The organism is Shinella sp. 1A1 (assembly GCF_055379515.1).
Genome location: NZ_AP039671.1, coordinates 2,063,871 through 2,079,494 on the forward strand (window position 1 = coordinate 2,063,871; position 15,624 = coordinate 2,079,494).

The 15,624-nt window shown below is 64.6% G+C and carries 17 protein-coding genes and 1 tRNA gene; 4 read left to right on the forward strand and 14 right to left on the reverse strand.

The features are described from left to right. Positions 1-11: 11 nt before the first annotated feature. Entirely contained in the window at positions 12-656 is a 645-nt protein-coding gene (locus ACZ48C_RS10220; RefSeq protein ID WP_424548803.1) for a Vgb family protein, read from the forward strand. Here ACZ48C_RS10220 and ACZ48C_RS10225 read toward each other — a convergent pair. Beyond that, positions 653-1,513: an urea carboxylase-associated family protein gene (locus tag ACZ48C_RS10225; RefSeq protein ID WP_464781032.1), complete on the reverse strand. Its 861-nt coding sequence runs from the start codon at positions 1,511-1,513 to the stop codon at positions 653-655. The two genes, ACZ48C_RS10220 and ACZ48C_RS10225, sit on opposite strands and share 4 nt — an antisense overlap. A gap of 170 nt (positions 1,514-1,683) precedes the next feature. Beyond that, positions 1,684-1,759, reverse strand: a tRNA-Ile gene (locus tag ACZ48C_RS10230). 156 nt (positions 1,760-1,915) lie between these two features. Here ACZ48C_RS10230 and ACZ48C_RS10235 point away from each other — a divergent pair. Further along, on the forward strand, positions 1,916-2,665 hold the full coding sequence (locus tag ACZ48C_RS10235) for an SIMPL domain-containing protein (RefSeq protein ID WP_119257081.1): 750 nt from the start codon (positions 1,916-1,918) through the stop codon (positions 2,663-2,665). A gap of 202 nt (positions 2,666-2,867) precedes the next feature. Here the strand turns inward: ACZ48C_RS10235 and ACZ48C_RS10240 are convergent, their stop codons facing one another. From ACZ48C_RS10240 to ACZ48C_RS10260, 5 genes are all read right to left on the reverse strand, one after another. Then, positions 2,868-3,281: a hypothetical protein gene (locus ACZ48C_RS10240; protein ID WP_464781033.1), complete on the reverse strand. Its 414-nt coding sequence runs from the start codon at positions 3,279-3,281 to the stop codon at positions 2,868-2,870. Between the two features lie 105 nt (positions 3,282-3,386). Next, on the reverse strand, positions 3,387-3,743 hold the full coding sequence (locus tag ACZ48C_RS10245) for a nuclear transport factor 2 family protein (RefSeq protein WP_464781034.1): 357 nt from the start codon (positions 3,741-3,743) through the stop codon (positions 3,387-3,389). A gap of 55 nt (positions 3,744-3,798) precedes the next feature. Beyond that, positions 3,799-4,221 carry a secondary thiamine-phosphate synthase enzyme YjbQ gene (locus tag ACZ48C_RS10250; RefSeq protein ID WP_464781035.1) on the reverse strand — a complete coding sequence of 141 codons (423 nt, stop codon included), beginning with the start codon at positions 4,219-4,221 and terminating at the stop codon, positions 3,799-3,801. A gap of 13 nt (positions 4,222-4,234) precedes the next feature. Continuing rightward, positions 4,235-4,360 (reverse strand): hypothetical protein, encoded by a 126-nt coding sequence (locus ACZ48C_RS10255; protein WP_281048102.1) that lies wholly within the window; start codon positions 4,358-4,360, stop codon positions 4,235-4,237. Between the two features lie 50 nt (positions 4,361-4,410). Continuing rightward, complete coding sequence (locus tag ACZ48C_RS10260; protein ID WP_119257077.1) at positions 4,411-4,764, reverse strand: DUF1428 domain-containing protein; 354 nt, start codon at positions 4,762-4,764, stop codon at positions 4,411-4,413. A gap of 159 nt (positions 4,765-4,923) precedes the next feature. On the opposite strand from ACZ48C_RS10260, the gene ACZ48C_RS10265 reads away from it, so the two are divergent. After that, positions 4,924-6,570 carry an alpha/beta hydrolase gene (locus tag ACZ48C_RS10265; RefSeq protein ID WP_464781036.1) on the forward strand — a complete coding sequence of 549 codons (1,647 nt, stop codon included), beginning with the start codon at positions 4,924-4,926 and terminating at the stop codon, positions 6,568-6,570. Between the two features lie 231 nt (positions 6,571-6,801). Here ACZ48C_RS10265 and ACZ48C_RS10270 read toward each other — a convergent pair whose 3' ends face one another. Continuing rightward, positions 6,802-7,908 (reverse strand): ABC transporter substrate-binding protein, encoded by a 1,107-nt coding sequence (locus ACZ48C_RS10270; RefSeq protein WP_119257075.1) that lies wholly within the window; start codon positions 7,906-7,908, stop codon positions 6,802-6,804. 300 nt (positions 7,909-8,208) lie between these two features. Between ACZ48C_RS10270 and ACZ48C_RS10275 the strand changes: the two genes are divergently transcribed. Then, a complete protein-coding gene (locus tag ACZ48C_RS10275; protein ID WP_119257074.1) occupies positions 8,209-8,781 on the forward strand; it encodes a transglycosylase SLT domain-containing protein in 573 nt (190 codons plus the stop codon). A 244-nt stretch (positions 8,782-9,025) separates the two neighbouring features. On the opposite strand, the gene rpoD is transcribed toward ACZ48C_RS10275, so the two are convergent. From rpoD to ACZ48C_RS10305, 6 genes are all read right to left on the reverse strand, one after another. Beyond that, positions 9,026-11,077 carry an RNA polymerase sigma factor RpoD gene (gene rpoD / locus ACZ48C_RS10280; protein WP_464781037.1) on the reverse strand — a complete coding sequence of 684 codons (2,052 nt, stop codon included), beginning with the start codon at positions 11,075-11,077 and terminating at the stop codon, positions 9,026-9,028. 401 nt (positions 11,078-11,478) lie between these two features. Beyond that, positions 11,479-11,826: a GFA family protein gene (locus tag ACZ48C_RS10285; protein WP_119257071.1), complete on the reverse strand. Its 348-nt coding sequence runs from the start codon at positions 11,824-11,826 to the stop codon at positions 11,479-11,481. 70 nt (positions 11,827-11,896) lie between these two features. Next, complete coding sequence (tdh, locus tag ACZ48C_RS10290) at positions 11,897-12,934, reverse strand: L-threonine 3-dehydrogenase (RefSeq protein ID WP_119257070.1); 1,038 nt, start codon at positions 12,932-12,934, stop codon at positions 11,897-11,899. Positions 12,935-12,967: 33 nt separating this feature from the next. Continuing rightward, positions 12,968-14,155 carry a glycine C-acetyltransferase gene (locus ACZ48C_RS10295; RefSeq protein WP_464781038.1) on the reverse strand — a complete coding sequence of 396 codons (1,188 nt, stop codon included), beginning with the start codon at positions 14,153-14,155 and terminating at the stop codon, positions 12,968-12,970. Positions 14,156-14,204: 49 nt separating this feature from the next. Continuing rightward, positions 14,205-14,660, reverse strand: coding sequence for a GFA family protein (locus ACZ48C_RS10300; protein ID WP_464781039.1), 456 nt, complete (start codon positions 14,658-14,660; stop codon positions 14,205-14,207). 118 nt (positions 14,661-14,778) lie between these two features. Next, a complete protein-coding gene (locus ACZ48C_RS10305; protein ID WP_464781040.1) occupies positions 14,779-15,507 on the reverse strand; it encodes a class I SAM-dependent methyltransferase in 729 nt (242 codons plus the stop codon). Positions 15,508-15,624: the final 117 nt, after the last annotated feature.

The following is a 15,624-nucleotide window of genomic DNA, read 5'->3' on the forward strand; positions in this document are numbered from 1 at the left end:
AGGAGATCACGATGAGTACGACCGAGGCAGAGATCATCCGCGAATACGGCCCCTATTCCGGCGTGGAGCAGGTCGGCGGCGTCACGTTCGACGGCAAGGCCGTCTGGTTCGCCGCCGGCGACGCCATCAGGGCGATCGACCCCGAGGACGGCCGCATGCTGGGCGCCATCGAGATGGCCGCCCATGCCGGCACCGCCTATGACGGCCGCCACCTCTTCCAGATTTCCGAGGACAGGATCCACAAGATCGACCCGGCCTCCGGCGCGGTGCTGGCGACCATCCCCGCCCCCGGCAACGGCGGCGATTCCGGCCTTACTTGGGCGGAGGGCTCGCTGTGGGTCGGGGAATATCGCGGCAAGCAGATCCACCAGATCGACCCGGAAACCGGCGCGGTCATCCGCGTCGTCCGGAGCAACCGCATGGTGACGGGCGTCACCTGGGTGGACGGCGAGCTCTGGCACGGCACCTGGGAGGGCGACGAAAGCGACCTACGCCACATCGATCCCGCGACGGGCGCGGTACTCGACAGGATCGTCATGCCCAGGGGCATCGGCGTGTCGGGCCTGGAATCCGACGGCGCGGACCGCTTCTTCTGCGGCGACGGGCAAGGCGGCATGGTCCGCGCCGTCCGCCGCCCGCGCCGAGATCCGCGCTAGAGACCGTGGGTGCCGTCGTAGCCGTTGACCGGCGGCGGCGCCCAGCCCTTCGACAGGCCCTTTGCCTTGTAGACCTCGACCACCATCGGATGGCAGGCCGCCGTGTCGGAGGAGTGCTCCGACGAGCAATCCCCGCCCGGGCAGGCCGACATGCAGCCGAGAAGATCGATCTCCGCGAAGAATTCCAGATAGTCGCCCGGCCGCACCGGGCTTGCCTTCATGAAATACTGCCCGGTGTCGCGCGTAAAGCCGGTGCACATGAAGACGTTCAGCACGTCGTGCACGTAGCCTTCCGCCTCGCGCGGCGCCATGCCGGTCTTCTGCGCGAAGGCGCGCGTCAGGTTGGAATGGCAGCAATGGTGGTACTGGCCGCCATGGCTGAGCAGATTGTGCGTATAGGGATCGCAGCGCGTGCCGATCACGTCATGCACCGCGCCGCCGAATTCGTCGAAGCCGTACCAGTCCAGCGTGTCGTGGGTGATGGTGGCGATGGGGCGCAGATAGGGGAAGTTGGAGAAGAGCTGGTCGCCGAGCCCGACATGGGTGCCGTTCAGCGCCCGCGTCTTGCCGGTATAGAGCCGTTCCTTCAGATCATTGGCATTGAAGAGGTTGAGGTCGCCGACCTGCGGCCCCTCGCTGCAGACGATACGGCAGAAATGCCCCGCCGGCACCGACCACGTCGCCGCCTCGCGCGGCGGAACGACGATGGTCTCGACCAGCACCAGGTCGTCGCGCAGCGCGCGATAGGCCGAAAGATCCGGCCGCGGCAGGCTCTCCACCGGATAACACACCACCGGCTTCACCGCCTTGCGCGCCGCCGCATCCGCGGGAGCCGCCGTAATCGGACTGGGCTTCATGACATCCTCCTCCACAGACACCTTCCGGGCGTCTACTCCAACCTTGTTGAATAACATTATTATGATTGTTCAACAGAAAGCAATCGAAACAGCGACGCGGCATGTCGGATTGCGCAAGAAGACCACCTTGCCGGCAAACCCGCATTCAAACGGCTGATAATGAAGGAAAATGGTGGGCCCGGAGGGACTCGAACCCCCAACCAAGCGGTTATGAGCCGCCGGCTCTAACCATTGAGCTACAGGCCCGTTCCGGCCGGATGGCCGGGGCCGTCGGTCAATGGCAGCCGACGGTGGGAAAGCGTCTAGACGAAATCGGCCATTCTCACAAGCGCTGCCGTATTCTCTACACAATCACGGGCGAAGAACGCGGCAAGGGACACAACCATCAGGAGACATTCCAACATGTTCCACGGAAGCTTGGGCCGCCGCACCGGCGCCAGCCTCGTCGCCCTCTCGCTCGCACTGGCCGCTGCCGTTCCGGCCGCCGCACGGGCCGAGGAAGCCGCGAAACCGCGCGAATCGACCATCGTCGTCACCGGCGAGGGTTCGTCCGAAATGGCTCCCGACATGGCGCTGATCGACCTCGGTGTCGTCAAGGATGCCAAGACCGCCCGCGAGGCGCTCGACGCCAACAACAAGGCCATGGCCGAAATCCTCGCCGCGCTGAAGGAAGCCGGCATCGAGGAGCGCGACCTGCAGACCTCGGGCTTTGCGATCAACCCGCAATACCAGTACACGCAGAGCTCCACGGGCGAGAACCCGCCGCCGGTCCTGACCGGCTTCCAGGTCACCAACACGCTGACCCTGCGCGTGCGCGACCTCTCCAAGCTCGGCGAGATCCTCGACAAGGCGGTGACGCTCGGCGCCAACCAGGGCGGCGGCATCCGCTTCACCAACGACAAGCCCGACACCGCCGTCAGCGCCGCGCGCAAGAAGGCCGTCGAAAACGCCATCGCCAAGGCGAAGGAACTGACGGCCGCCGCCGGCGTCGATCTCGGCCGCGTACTGGAAATCTCGGAAACGAGCTACCGCGCCGAGCCCATGCCGATGATGCGCGCCGTCGCCAAGGACTATGCCGGCTCCGTGCCGATGGCGACCGGCGAGAACAGCTATTCCGTCGTGGTCAACGTGACCTTCGCGCTCGGCAAGTAAGCCGGGCGGGACGCAGACAAGCGAAAGGGCCGGGAAACCGGCCCTTTTTCATTTGCGGCGGGAAGCCTTGGCCCCGGCACGGCACGCCAACGCAAAAACCCTCCCGGCGGAACCGGGAGGGTAGCCGTCCATCGGCCGGGGGTGACGAGATGGACGGTTTCCGTCGCGAGCCTGCGGGCGGTCGCCCGCCTGCTCCTTGGCGTTACATGGCCGGGCAACCACGCTCGTTCGCGAAGATGATGCGGCGATAGTCGCCGCGGCGGAAGCCTTCGACCACGACGCGGCGCGGCGACATGTCGACGATGCGGGCACGGCGCAGGCCGAAATCACGCGCCTTGGCAATCGCCAGCTCCGGCGAGCAACGGCCGCGGCGACCCCAGTCGCCATGGCGGCGGTCAGGGCGGCGGTCGCGATCCCAGCGATCGCCGCGATCACGGCGATAGTCCTCGCGATCCCAGCCGCCGTCATAGTCCTGGACCTGCAGGAAGCCGTTGCGGTAGCCGGCCGGCTCGACCGTGACGCTCAGGCCCGCAGCGGAGGCGGCCGGAACGGAGGCGGTCAGCGCGCCGAGGCCAAGGACCGCGGCAAGAAGCGTCTTTTTGAAAATGGTCGTCATGGAAGGATCTCCTGTTCGTTCCGACCGGATTGTTCTGTCCGGCGATTGGGGAAACCATATGGCGGCTGATCTGAACGCAGACCGAATTCGTCGTTCAGCCTGCGTTCAACTTTCCGCGGTGGAAAAGAGCGCAAAGCGCGTGATGAGCCCCTCCTCCAGTTCCAGAAGCAGGATCTTTTCCTTCGAATAGGCAACCCCGCCGGCGGCCCTGCCGCGGGCCGTCAGGCGGATGGCGATCGTGTTGCCCGAGGCGTCGCTCATCGTCAGCGCATCGCCATAACTTTCGTCGAAGGCTTCGAAATGCCGGGCAAGCCGCTCCCGCAATGCCTCACGGCCATTGTCGCTGCCCTCGCCGATGCCGGAAATGGCGACGTCCTCGTCCACCCTGCCGGCGAGCGCGGCGAAATCGCGGGCATTCAGCGCCTCGACGACCGTATCCCTGATGCTTTCCCTGTCAGCCATGGATGTCTCCTCTTTCCAGCGGCAGGGAAACGTTCCATCGCGCGAACGGGTTCCGTCAAGAGCCGAGATGCAGCACGATCTCCCGCCGGTGCGGCCGGTCGCGATGCTCGAAGAGATAGAGGCCCTGCCAGGTGCCGAGCGCCGGCCGGCCGGCCATGACAGGAATGCCGATCGAAACCTGCGTCAGCGCCGCTTTGATATGGGCCGGCATGTCGTCCGGCCCTTCCAGCGTATGCACGATCCAGCCCATGGCGGGATCGTCGGACGGCGGCACGAGGCGGCGGAAGAATTGATCGAGGTCGCGCCGTACATCCGGGTCGGCATTTTCCTGGATGAGCAGCGAGCAGGATGTATGGCGGACGAAGACGGTCAGCAGGCCCGTTTCCATGCCTGCCTTGCGCACGAAGGCCTCGGCCTCGCGGGTGAACTCGTAGAGCCCCTGCCCGCGGGTCGAAACCGAGATGACGGCCTGCGCCACGGCGCCGCCCGCCTCAGCCGATCGCCCAGAACACCGTGCCAGCGATCACGATGAAGGCGAGGATGACGCCCATGAAGCGCACGAGGCCGGCATTGGTGTCGGTCGTGGTGCCGACGATCGCGTAATAGAGGTCCTTCATGGCAAGTCCTTTCTTCCGGTAGCCCGCGTGATAGCGCAACCGCCCGTCGCTCACAACTCGACGAAGGCCTCGAAACCGCCATAGATCATCCGCTTGCCGTCGAAGACGTCCTTCCAGTCGTCGCCCTGCAGGCGGGCATCGGCCATGACCTTGGCGAGGACCTCGTCGCGGCGCGCGCGCGATTCATAGGTGATCCAGGAAAAGATCACGACCTCGTCGTCGCTCGCCAGCACGGCGCGGGGAAATGAGGTGAGCTCGCCATAGGGAACGTCGTCCCCGATACATTCCACATAGTCTATCGCGCCGTATTCCTTCCAAACCGCGCCCGCCGTGCGCGCCATCGCCTTGTAGGCCTCCAGATTGGCCTTCGGCACCGCCAGCAGAAACCCGTCAACATAGGCCATGTCCGCTTCCTCCTTGTTGGGACATGACAAGGACGTGTGTCAGTTCCGCGATCCGACAAGGGGGAGGTTATTTCACCGGCGGCCTGCGGCAGCTTGCGCCGCTTCGGCCGCCATGCGAGGTTTGCACCCCGAAGGCGTTGAAGCGGAAGGGAGATTGTCGTGCGGGATTGGTTCTGGCGGGTCGTCCTTTCCCTCTCCGCCACCGGCCTCGTGCTGGGCACGCTTTTCTTCGCCGCGTCGCTGACGCCGAGTCTCCTGCCGCGCACCTACCTCACCCAGGGCATGCTCTCGGGCATCGCCATGGCCTGCGGCTACGGGCTTGGCGCGCTCTTTTCCGCGCTGTGGTTCTGGCTGGAACTGCCGGAGCCGAAGGACCGCCTCCGGCGGTGGATCATGATTATGGCGGGCGGCCTTTCCGGCATCGTCGTGCTCGTCTTCCTCTGGCGCACGGCGGAGTGGCAGAACTCCATCCGCACGCTGATGCACCTGCCGCCGATCGAGACCGCCCATCCCTTCTATGTCGGCCTCATCGCGCTCCTCGTCTTCCTCGTGGTGTTCGGCCTCGGGCGGCTCTTCGCGTTCCTGGTCCGGCTCTTCGCCCGGACATCGCGCCGCGCGGCCCCGCGCCGCCTTTCCTATGTCATCGGCACGGCGCTCGCCGCGACGCTGTTCTGGACGCTGGCGGACGGGCTTCTCCTGCGCTTCGTGCTGCACACGGCCGATTCCTCCTTCCGGCATCTCGACCAGGTGATCGAGCCGGACACAGCGGAACCGACCGATCCCATGAAGTCGGGCAGTGCCGCCTCGCTGGTGCGCTGGGACGAGCTCGGCCGCATGGGTCGGGCCTTCGTGGCGAGCGGGCCGTCATCCGCCGACATCGTCGCCTTCACCGGCAAGCCGGCCATGGAGCCGCTGCGGGTCTATGCCGGGCTCAACGCCGCCGAAACGGCGGAGGCGCGGGCGAAGATCGCGCTCGACGAGCTTATCCGCGTCGGCGGTTTCGAACGCTCGACCCTTCTCATCGTCATGCCGACGGGCACCGGCTGGGTCGATCCCGAGGGCATCGACACGGTCGAATACCTGCATCACGGCGATATCGCGAGCGTCGCCATCCAGTATTCCTATCTCGCAAGCTGGCTCTCGCTGCTGGCAGAGCCCGATTACGGAGCGGAGGCGGCGCGCGCCCTCTTCCGCGCCGTCTATGGGCACTGGACCGCCCTGCCGAAGGCGCATCGGCCGAAGCTCTACCTCTACGGCCTCAGCCTCGGCGCCCTCTCCTCCGAGCAGTCGGCGGAACTCTTCGAGGTGATCGGCGATCCCTACCAGGGCGCGCTCTGGGCCGGGCCGCCCTTCCCCAGCCGCATCTGGCGCAAGATGACGGCCGAGCGCAATCCGGGCACGCCCGCCTGGCTGCCGCGCTTCCGCGACGGCTCCTATGTGCGCTTCACCAGCCAGCGCAACGCCCTGCCCGAGGCGGGCGACCACTGGGGACCGATGCGCATCGTCTATCTGCAATATGCCAGCGATCCGATCGTCTTCTACGATCCCTATTCCTTCTACCGGCAACCCGCCTGGATGGCCGTGCCGCGCGGACCGGACGTCTCTCCGAACTTCCAGTGGTACCCCGTCGTCACCTTCCTGCAACTGACGCTCGACATGGCGATGGCGACGACGACACCCATGGGGCTCGGGCATGTCTATGCGGGCGAGCACTATATCGACCCGTGGATCGCGGTGACGGACGTGACGGACTGGAGCGCGGCGGACATCGCGCGGCTGAAGGAGAAGTTCCGGGCGGGGCGGTAAGGGGACGGCCCTCATCCGCCTGCTGGCACCTTCTCCCCGCAAGCGGGGAGAAGAGACATGTAGGACCGTTGCATTCTTCCCTCATCGGTCCGATTTGCAGGAAACCGGCCCAGAATTCGCCTTCGCCCCGCTTGCTGGGAGAAGGTCGCGGCAGCGGGATGAGGGGCAGCCCCCCCAAAAACGAAAACGCCGGGGCAAAACCCCGGCGTCCGCATTCGAATGACGACAACCTTATTCGGCGTCGACGATCTTGCCGTCTTCCCACTTGAAGAGCGAGAAGCTCTGCGAGGTGAGGTCGCCGGTCTCGCCGTAGGTCAGCTTGCCGATGGCGGTCGGGATGGCTTCGCCGGACTTCAGGGCCGTGGCGACGGCAACCGGGTCTTCAGCGCTGCCGGCCTTCTCGATGCCGGCCTTCAGAACTTCGACGGCGGCATAGGCATTGAGCGTGAAGGCTTCCGGCGGGACGCCCTTTTCCTTGAGAACGGCGACGGCCGCCTGCGAGTCGGGGCTCTTCAGCGCGTCGGACGCGTTGGTGAAGAGCGTGCCGGCCGAAGCGTCGTTGCCGATCGCCCAGTATTCGCTGTTGGAGAGGCCTTCGCCGCCGATGATCGTGGCGCTGACGGACATGTCCTTCAGCTGGCGGGCGAGCAGGCCGCCTTCCGGATGGTAGCCGCCGAAGTAGATGACTTCGACGCCCTCGGACTTGAGGCGCGTGACCAGCGCGCTGAAGTCCTTGTCGCCGGGCGTGATGGAATCGTAGAGCACCTCGTTGACGCCGCCCTTGTTGAGCGCCGCCTTGAAGGCGTCTGCCAGGCCCTTGCCGTAGGCGCCCTTGTCATGGACGATGGCGACCTTCTTGTCCTTCATCTTGGCCAGCACATAGGCGGCGGCGACTTCGGCCTGCTGATCGTCACGGCCGCAGGTGCGCAGCACGTTGGTGAGGCCACGCGCGGTGAGGTCCGGCGCGGTCGCGGTCGGGGTGACCATCAGGATGCCGTTCTCGGCCAGCACGTCGGAAGCCGGGATGGCAACGCCGGAGGTGACCGGGCCGACGACGAAATGAATGCCTTCGCCGACGATCTGGTTGGCGGCCGAAACGCCCTGCTTGGGCTCGCCAGCATCGTCCGTCAGCTTCAGCACGACCTTTTCGCCGAGGATGCCGCCGTTCTTGTTGATCTGGTCGACGGCCGCTTCCGCGCCGTTCTTCACCTGGTCGCCATAGGCGGCGACGGGGCCGGTGAGCGGGGCGATGAGGCCGATGACGATATCGGCATGGGCAAGCGGCGCAAAGGCGACGGAGGCCGCAAGGAAGGCTCCGGCGAAAATCTGCTTCTTCATGGTTCTCTCCTCAACTGGGGCCGCCAAGGGGCCCGGTCGCAAGCCATTCTGCGCCCGGACGGCGCAGGCCGTGTCCGATAGCAGGACGGGGTACTTTCACGCTCCGGAACAATCGTGCGCGAAGGCCCGGCGTGCTGTGGATTGATTAGGCCAGCAGGGCAAAAAGCGCAACAAAATAATGCAATTGCACCTTTGCCGGGCGGTTTGGGCGCACCCGGCATAAGGATACACCGCAATTGAATCAAAACGGATTGTTAAGATTTACCATTTATAAACACCCGGAAATTTTGAGGATCCACGATGCGTTGCGTATTGATCGTCGTCCTCCTGCTGCTCGCCGGATGTGCGTCCGTCCCCAGACAGACGCAGAATGCCTGCGCCATCTTCGAGCAGCGCGACGGCTACTTCGATAACTGGCGGAAAGCCGCCTATAGTGTAGAGCGCGAATATGGCGTGCCCGTCCCCGTGCTGATGGCGACGGTCTATGCGGAGTCCGGTTTCCGGCACAACGCCCGCCCGCCGCGCACCAAGCTCTTCGGCTTCATTCCCTGGAAGCGCCAGTCGACGGCGCTCGGCTTCTCGCAGGCGCTCGACGGCACCTGGGCGCGCTACAAGCGCGAGACGGGCCGCTGGTCCGCGAGCCGCACCGATTTCCGCGACGCCATCCGCTTCATCGGCTGGTATCACACGGAGAGCAACCGCCGGAACGGCATCGCGCTCAACGACACGTACCGGCTCTACATCGCCTATTACCACGGCCATACCGGCTACCAGCGCGGCAACTGGAGCGCGACGGCGAAGGCCGGCGCCAAGCGGGCGTCGACCATGGCCGGCAACTATGCGCGGCAGTTGCAGAGCTGCGGCGGGTGGTAAGGTAGCGGGGGCGGATTGCCCCTCATCCGGCTGCCGCCACCTTCTCCCCGCAAGCGGGGAGAAGGGAGATGCGGCACCCTTTTCCAGTCACATGACCGTGTTTGTTTGAGGAAACCCAGGCATCCTTCCCTTCTCCCCGCCTGCGGGGAGAAGGTGGCGGCAGCCGGATGAGGGGCAGACACATCCCACAAACAAAAAGCCCCGCAACCTCTCGGTCGCGGGGCTTTTCGGTTTCTTCGCCGCCTCAGCTGTCGAGGAACGAGCGCAGCTTGCGGCTGCGGCTCGGGTGCTTGAGCTTGCGCAGCGCCTTCGCCTCGATCTGGCGGATACGTTCGCGGGTCACCGAGAACTGCTGGCCGACTTCTTCCAGCGTGTGGTCCGTGTTCATGCCGATGCCGAAGCGCATGCGCAGGACGCGCTCTTCGCGCGGCGTCAGCGAGGCCAGCACGCGGGTCGTCGTCTCGCGCAGGTTCGCCTGGATGGCGGCGTCGATCGGCAGAAGCGCGTTCTTGTCCTCGATGAAATCGCCGAGGTGGCTGTCTTCTTCGTCACCGACAGGCGTTTCCAGCGAGATCGGCTCCTTGGCGATCTTCAGGACCTTGCGGACCTTCTCGAGCGGCATGGCGAGCTTTTCGGCCAGTTCTTCCGGGGTCGGCTCGCGGCCGATCTCGTGCAGCATCTGGCGCGAGGTACGGACGATCTTGTTGATCGTCTCGATCATGTGCACCGGGATGCGGATCGTGCGGGCCTGGTCGGCGATCGAGCGGGTGATCGCCTGCCGGATCCACCACGTCGCGTAGGTGGAGAACTTGTAGCCGCGGCGATACTCGAACTTGTCGACCGCCTTCATGAGGCCGATATTGCCTTCCTGGATGAGATCGAGGAACTGGAGGCCGCGGTTCGTGTACTTCTTGGCGATCGAGATCACGAGACGGAGGTTGGCTTCCACCATCTCCTTCTTGGCGATACGCGCCTCGCGCTCGCCCTTCTGCACCATCGAGACGATGCGGCGGAATTCGGCGATGGAAATGCCGGTTTCCGTGGCGAGCTTCTGGATCTCCTGACGGATGTCGCGGATCGTCGTGTTCTCGTTCTTGGCGAACTCCTTCCAGCCGCGGGCGGCCAGATTGGCGATCGACTTCATCCAGTTCGGATCGAGTTCCGCGCCGGAATACTGTTCGAGGAACGAGTCACGCTTGACGCCGTAGCTTTCGGCAAGGCGCAGCAGGCGGCCCTCGTTCTGCATCAGGCGCTTGGAGATGTCGTAGAGCTGCTCGACGAGGCTGTCGACGCGGTTCTGGTTGAGCGACAGCGACTTGACGGCCGTGATCAGCTCGTCCTTGAGCTCCTTGTAGCGGCGCTCCTGGGCGGGCGAGAGCGTACCGGTCGCCTGCAGGCGGGCTTCCACCTGCTGGTCCTGCAGCTTGCGCAGCTTCTTGTAGGTCTCGGCGATCGTGTCGAGCGTTTCCATGACCTGCGGGCGCAGTTCCGCTTCCATGGCGGCGAGCGAGAGGTTCGACTCGTCGTCGTCCTCTTCCTCTTCCTCCGGCGGCAGACCTTCGCCGCCGACATTGGTGATGTCGTCGTCGTTGGCGGCCCGCGGCTTGCGGTTCTTTTCCTTCTCCTCGGCCGCCTTGCGGTCGGCCTCGATCTTTTCCGGGCTCTGGAACTGCGGGGCAGCCTTCGCCTCGGGACCGGAATAGGTCGTCTCGAGATCGATGATCTCGCGCAGCAGCGTCTGGCCTTCGTTGAGTTCATCCCGCCAGATGATGATGGCCTGGAACGTCAGCGGGCTCTCACAGAGGCCGGCGATCATCGTCTCGCGGCCGGCTTCGATGCGCTTCGCGATGGCGATTTCGCCTTCGCGCGACAGGAGTTCGACGGAGCCCATCTCGCGCAGATACATGCGCACCGGGTCGTCCGTACGGTCCGTCGGCTCCTTCTTCTTGGCGGTCGCAAGCGCGGTGCCGCCGGAAGCGGCAAGCTCCCCGCCTTCGCTCTCGTTGTCGTCGTCGCCGCCTTCGTCGTCGGTCTGGGCCGCCTCTTCGGCGTCCTCGTCCTCGATGACGTTGATGCCCATGTCCGAAAGCATGGCCATCGTGTCCTCGATCTGCTCCGAGGTGACTTCCTCGGACGGCAGGACGGAGTTCAGCTCATCCATCGTGACATAGCCGCGCTTCTTGGCGGCCTTGATCATCTTCTTGACGGCATCATCGGAAAGATCGAGAAGAGGGCCGTCGGATGCGCCTTCGCGTTCGTTTTCGACTTCCTCGTTCTCTTTGACCTTTGTCGCCATATTATTTCGTCGCTTTCCTGAGCATCAGTTTCCAAGCGGTCGGGGTTCCGCAGCCGATCGCCCTTCGGCATGCGCAAACGCGAATCAGCGTCCCTGACCTAACGGATTGACAATTAAATCCCGATTAACCACATCCCGGCCCGCGGGATCGTGGGAATGTTGCCTGAGCAACATAATTGACATGACTTCCCGATCCGCCGTACCCATTCCTTCTCAGCCAACCATGGTGATTCCCAGAATTTTCGGTTACGTCAAGCTTTTCCGGTAAAAAAGCCGGAAAAGGTTCCGATTCGGGTTCGCGGACAGGAAAGTCGGCGGATCCGGGCGATTGAGCCTCATGTAGGGGCAAATCCCGGAAAGACAAGGGCACGCGCCCGGCACCCCCGACCGAATCACCCGCCTCAGAACGAGCGCCCGTCCACCTTGTCGATCCTCAATGTTTCAAGATCGACCGCGGGGATGCAGCGCAGGTTCACCGCCGCCATCCTGTTGCCCTTCGGATCGCTCCCCTCGCCATAGGGCGCGATGCCGCAACTGGCGCAGAAATGATGCTGGATGACATGGCGGTTGAACGTGTAGGTCGAGACGTTTTCCTCCGGCACCGTCAGCCGCAGGTTCTCGCGCGGCACGAAGGCCAGAAGCCCGCCGCGCCGCCGGCACATGGAACAGTTGCAGTCGAGCGCGGAGGTGAACTCGCCCTCCACCTCGAAGGCGACATTGCCGCAATGGCAGCTTCCCTCGTACTTCATACGCAGTCCTCCTTTTGTTCAGACGCATGCCGTTGCCGCAAAACCGCTACACACTTTTGCGCGGCATGCATCAGTACCAGTCCATGACAACCTTGCCGGAATTGCCCGAGCGCATCGCCTCGAAGCCGTCCCGGAACTCGTCGATCTTGATGCGGTGGGTGATGATCGGCGAAAGGTCGAGCCCGCCCTGCACGAAGGCGATCATCTTGTACCAGGTCTCGAACATCTCGCGCCCGTAGATGCCCTTCAGCGTCAGCATCTTGAAGATCACCTTGTTCCAGTCGATGCCGAAGCCGTCCGGCGCGATGCCGAGAATGGCGATCTTGCCGCCATTGTTCATCGTGTCGATCATCGAGCGGAAGGCCGGCGGGGCGCCCGACATTTCGAGGCCGACGTCGAAGCCTTCCGTCATGCCGATCTCCGTCATGACAGTAGCGAGGTCCTCCTTCGAGGCGTCGACCACATGATCGATGCCGACCTTGCGGGCGAGGTCGAGACGGACGGGGTTGATGTCGGTGATGACGACCTTGCGCGCACCGGAGCGCTTGGCCACCATCGCCCCCATGATGCCGATGGGGCCTGCCCCGGTGACGAGCACGTCCTCGCCGACGAGATCGAAGGAAAGCGCCGTGTGCACGGCATTGCCGAACGGATCGAAGATCGCCGCCACCTCGTCCGGCACGTCGTCCGGGATCGGCACGACATTGTGCTCGGGAATGCAGACGAACTCCCCGAAGGAGCCCGGCCGGTTGACGCCGACGCCTTTGGTATAGTGGCAGAGATGCCCGCGCCCGGCGCGGCAGTTGCGGCACTTGCCGCAGACAATATGCCCCTCGCCCGAGACCCTTTCCCCGACATGATACTTCGTGACCGCCGAGCCGACCTCGGCGATCTCGCCGACGAATTCATGGCCGACGACCATGGGCACCGGAATGGTCTTCTGCGCCCAGTGGTCCCAGTTCCAGATATGCACGTCCGTGCCGCAGATGGCGGACTTCTTCACCCGGATCAGCACGTCGTTCGGGCCGACCTCCGGCACCGGCACGGTCTCCATCCAGAGGCCGACTTCAGGCTTTGCTTTAACCAGCGCACGCATCATGTTCGACATGACGAAATCTCCGCAAGGGATTCAGAAGGTAGTTCAAATGACGCCCAGTTCGCGTCCGACCTCGGCGAAGACGTCAATCGCCTTGCGAACATCCGCCTCGCTGTGCGCGGCCGACATCTGGGTGCGAATGCGCGCCTGCCCGCGTGGCACGACGGGGAAGGAGAAGCCGATGACATAGACGCCCTTTTCCAGCATGCGGCTCGCCATCTCCTGCGCAAGGCTCGCATCGCCCAGCATGACGGGGATGATCGGATGCCCCTCGCCCGCAAGCGTGAAGCCGAGCTTCGTCATCTCCGCGCGGAAGAGATCGGCATTGGCACAGAGCCGTTTCCTGAGCGCATCGCCATTGTCGATGAGATCGAAGACCTTCAGCGAGGCGGCCGCGATGACCGGGGCGAGCGTGTTGGAGAAGAGATAGGGCCGCGAGCGCTGGCGCAGCCATTCGACCACTTCCCGCCTGCCCGACGTATAGCCGCCCGAAGCGCCACCGAGCGCCTTGCCGAGCGTGCCGGTGATGATATCGACCCGGCCTTCCACGCCACAATGCTCCGCCGAGCCCCGGCCGTGCCTGCCGACGAAGCCGACCGCATGGCTGTCGTCCACCATGACCATCGCACCGTACTTTTCCGCAAGGTCGCAGACCCCCTCGAGATTGGCGATGATGCCGTCCATCGAGAAGACGCCGTCCGTGGCGATCATCTTGAAGCGGCTGCCTTCCGCCTTCTTCAATTCCTCTTCTAGAGCCGCCATGTCGTTGTTGGCATAGCGGAAGCGCTTCGCCTTGGAGAGCCGCACGCCGTCGATGATCGAGGCATGGTTCAGCGCATCGGAGATGATGGCGTCCTCCTCTGAAAGCAGCGTCTCGAACAGGCCGCCATTGGCATCGAAGCAGGAGGAATAGAGGATCGTATCCTCCAGCCCGAGGAAGGCTGAGATGCGCGCCTCCAGTTGCTTGTGCTCCTCCTGCGTGCCGCAGATGAAGCGCACGGAGGCCATGCCGTAGCCGTAGCGGTCGAGCGCCTTCTTGCCGGCCTCCGCCAGTTCCTCGTTGTCGGCGAGGCCGAGATAGTTGTTGGCGCAGAAGTTCAGCACGCGCTCGCCCGAGGTCACAGTGATCTCGCCCGCCTGCTTGGAGGTGATGACGCGCTCGGACTTGTAGAGACCGGCGGACTTGAGGCCGGCGATTTCGGATTGCAGATGGGTGATAAAGGCAGAGGTCATGGACGCGCACTCACGGCTGGAAGGGACGGTCGGATCGAAGGGCGGCAGCTCACGCCGCGCGCGCCGCATAGGCGGCGACGAGCGTCTCGTAATCCTCCATCGGCGGAAATTTCTCGTAGCTGTGCACGGCGCCGGTCGCGGCGAAGGCGAGCTTCTCGCTGGTATAGGTTTCGATGAAGGGCTGGAACCAGCCGGTATCGTCGAACATGGTCGGCCGGACATTGACGAAGAAATCCATGCCCGCCGGCCGCGTGAACATCCAGGTCATGCAATCGGGACAGAAGTGATGCCCCGCCTCGCGGCTGGCGCCGGCGACGACCGGCTCGCCCGCCGTGACGGCAAAACCCTCCGAGGGGATCGCCGCGCTCAGCGAATAGGCGCTGGCCGACATGCGCTGGCAGCCGGTGCAATGGCAGGCCATGGTCAGGAGCGGCGGCGCGCTGATGCGGATTTTCACCCGCCCGCAACGGCAGGCTCCGTTAAGCGGCAAGGTCGGTTGCGTCATGGGCTCGGCTTCCCTTCCGATAAGCGCCGGCTTGTCTTGTTATCGTAGCGCCGGCGAATGGCTCCACGGCATAGTTCTAGCGCAGCCGCAGCCGGCGTAAAGGGCCGCCGCCCTGTTTTCAGGGCCGCTCGCAGGCAATCAGCAGGAACATCGGCCGATTGAGCTCCACCTGCCATTCGGGATGCGCGGCAAGCTGCGCTTCGCTCGGCTTCCACTCCTCGACATGACGGATGACGAACCCCGCGGCGATGAGTGCATTCAGCGTCGTGCCGAGGGTGCGGTGATGCTTGACGACACCCTTGGCGAGCCAGTCCGTCGTGCGCGGGCCTTCGATAAGGTAGCCATCCACCGGCCAGACCGTGCGGCCATCGACCTCTGCCCAGTTCGGCGCCGAGGGTGCCATGTAGAGCGGGTGCTCGATGGTGAAGACGAAGGACGAACCCGGCACCAGCGCCGCATGGATCGTGCGCACCAGCCGGTCGAAATCCGCGATATAATGGAAGGCGAGCGAGGAATAGGCGAAGTCGAAGGTGTCCTTCGGCAATTCGAGCCGGTCGAGATCGGCGATCTCGTAGCGCACGGCCGGCGATTGCGTTTCCGCCTTCGCGCGCGCCAGCATGTTTTCCGAAAGATCGAGGGCGAGCACGCTTTTCGCCCCCTCCGCGGCGGCATGGCGCGCGAACCAGCCGAAGCCGCAGCCGAGATCGACGACGCGGCGGCCCGCAAGATCGGGCAGCAGCGCGCGCACCGATTCCCATTCCGCCGCGCCCGCAAGCCCGTGGACCGAGCGGGGAAGGCTGGAATAGCCCTCGAAGAAGGCGGGCTGGTCGTAGATGTTCTGGGCCATGGCGAAATCCTTTCCGCCGCGGACATAGCGCCTTTTCGGCAAAGGACAAACCCCGCCATCGCGCCAGCCGGGGTTGACAGGAAGGCCCCGCCTCTGTCCGGTGGCGCCACGAAAGGA

What these genes read in the sequence shown, in the direction of transcription:
- ACZ48C_RS10220 (WP_424548803.1), top strand. Translation starts at nt 12, where the DNA reads ATGAGTACGACCGAGGCAGAGATCATCCGCGAATACGGCCCCTATTCC.
- ACZ48C_RS10225 (WP_464781032.1), bottom strand. Translation starts at nt 1,513, where the DNA reads ATGAAGCCCAGTCCGATTACGGCGGCTCCCGCGGATGCGGCGGCGCGC.
- ACZ48C_RS10235 (WP_119257081.1), top strand. Translation starts at nt 1,916, where the DNA reads ATGTTCCACGGAAGCTTGGGCCGCCGCACCGGCGCCAGCCTCGTCGCC.
- ACZ48C_RS10240 (WP_464781033.1), bottom strand. Translation starts at nt 3,281, where the DNA reads ATGACGACCATTTTCAAAAAGACGCTTCTTGCCGCGGTCCTTGGCCTC.
- ACZ48C_RS10245 (WP_464781034.1), bottom strand. Translation starts at nt 3,743, where the DNA reads ATGGCTGACAGGGAAAGCATCAGGGATACGGTCGTCGAGGCGCTGAAT.
- ACZ48C_RS10255 (WP_281048102.1), bottom strand. Translation starts at nt 4,360, where the DNA reads ATGAAGGACCTCTATTACGCGATCGTCGGCACCACGACCGACACCAAT.
- ACZ48C_RS10260 (WP_119257077.1), bottom strand. Translation starts at nt 4,764, where the DNA reads ATGGCCTATGTTGACGGGTTTCTGCTGGCGGTGCCGAAGGCCAATCTG.
- ACZ48C_RS10270 (WP_119257075.1), bottom strand. Translation starts at nt 7,908, where the DNA reads ATGAAGAAGCAGATTTTCGCCGGAGCCTTCCTTGCGGCCTCCGTCGCC.
- ACZ48C_RS10275 (WP_119257074.1), top strand. Translation starts at nt 8,209, where the DNA reads ATGCGTTGCGTATTGATCGTCGTCCTCCTGCTGCTCGCCGGATGTGCG.
- rpoD (WP_464781037.1), bottom strand. Translation starts at nt 11,077, where the DNA reads ATGGCGACAAAGGTCAAAGAGAACGAGGAAGTCGAAAACGAACGCGAA.
- ACZ48C_RS10285 (WP_119257071.1), bottom strand. Translation starts at nt 11,826, where the DNA reads ATGAAGTACGAGGGAAGCTGCCATTGCGGCAATGTCGCCTTCGAGGTG.
- tdh (WP_119257070.1), bottom strand. Translation starts at nt 12,934, where the DNA reads ATGTCGAACATGATGCGTGCGCTGGTTAAAGCAAAGCCTGAAGTCGGC.
- ACZ48C_RS10295 (WP_464781038.1), bottom strand. Translation starts at nt 14,155, where the DNA reads ATGACCTCTGCCTTTATCACCCATCTGCAATCCGAAATCGCCGGCCTC.
- ACZ48C_RS10300 (WP_464781039.1), bottom strand. Translation starts at nt 14,660, where the DNA reads ATGACGCAACCGACCTTGCCGCTTAACGGAGCCTGCCGTTGCGGGCGG.
- ACZ48C_RS10305 (WP_464781040.1), bottom strand. Translation starts at nt 15,507, where the DNA reads ATGGCCCAGAACATCTACGACCAGCCCGCCTTCTTCGAGGGCTATTCC.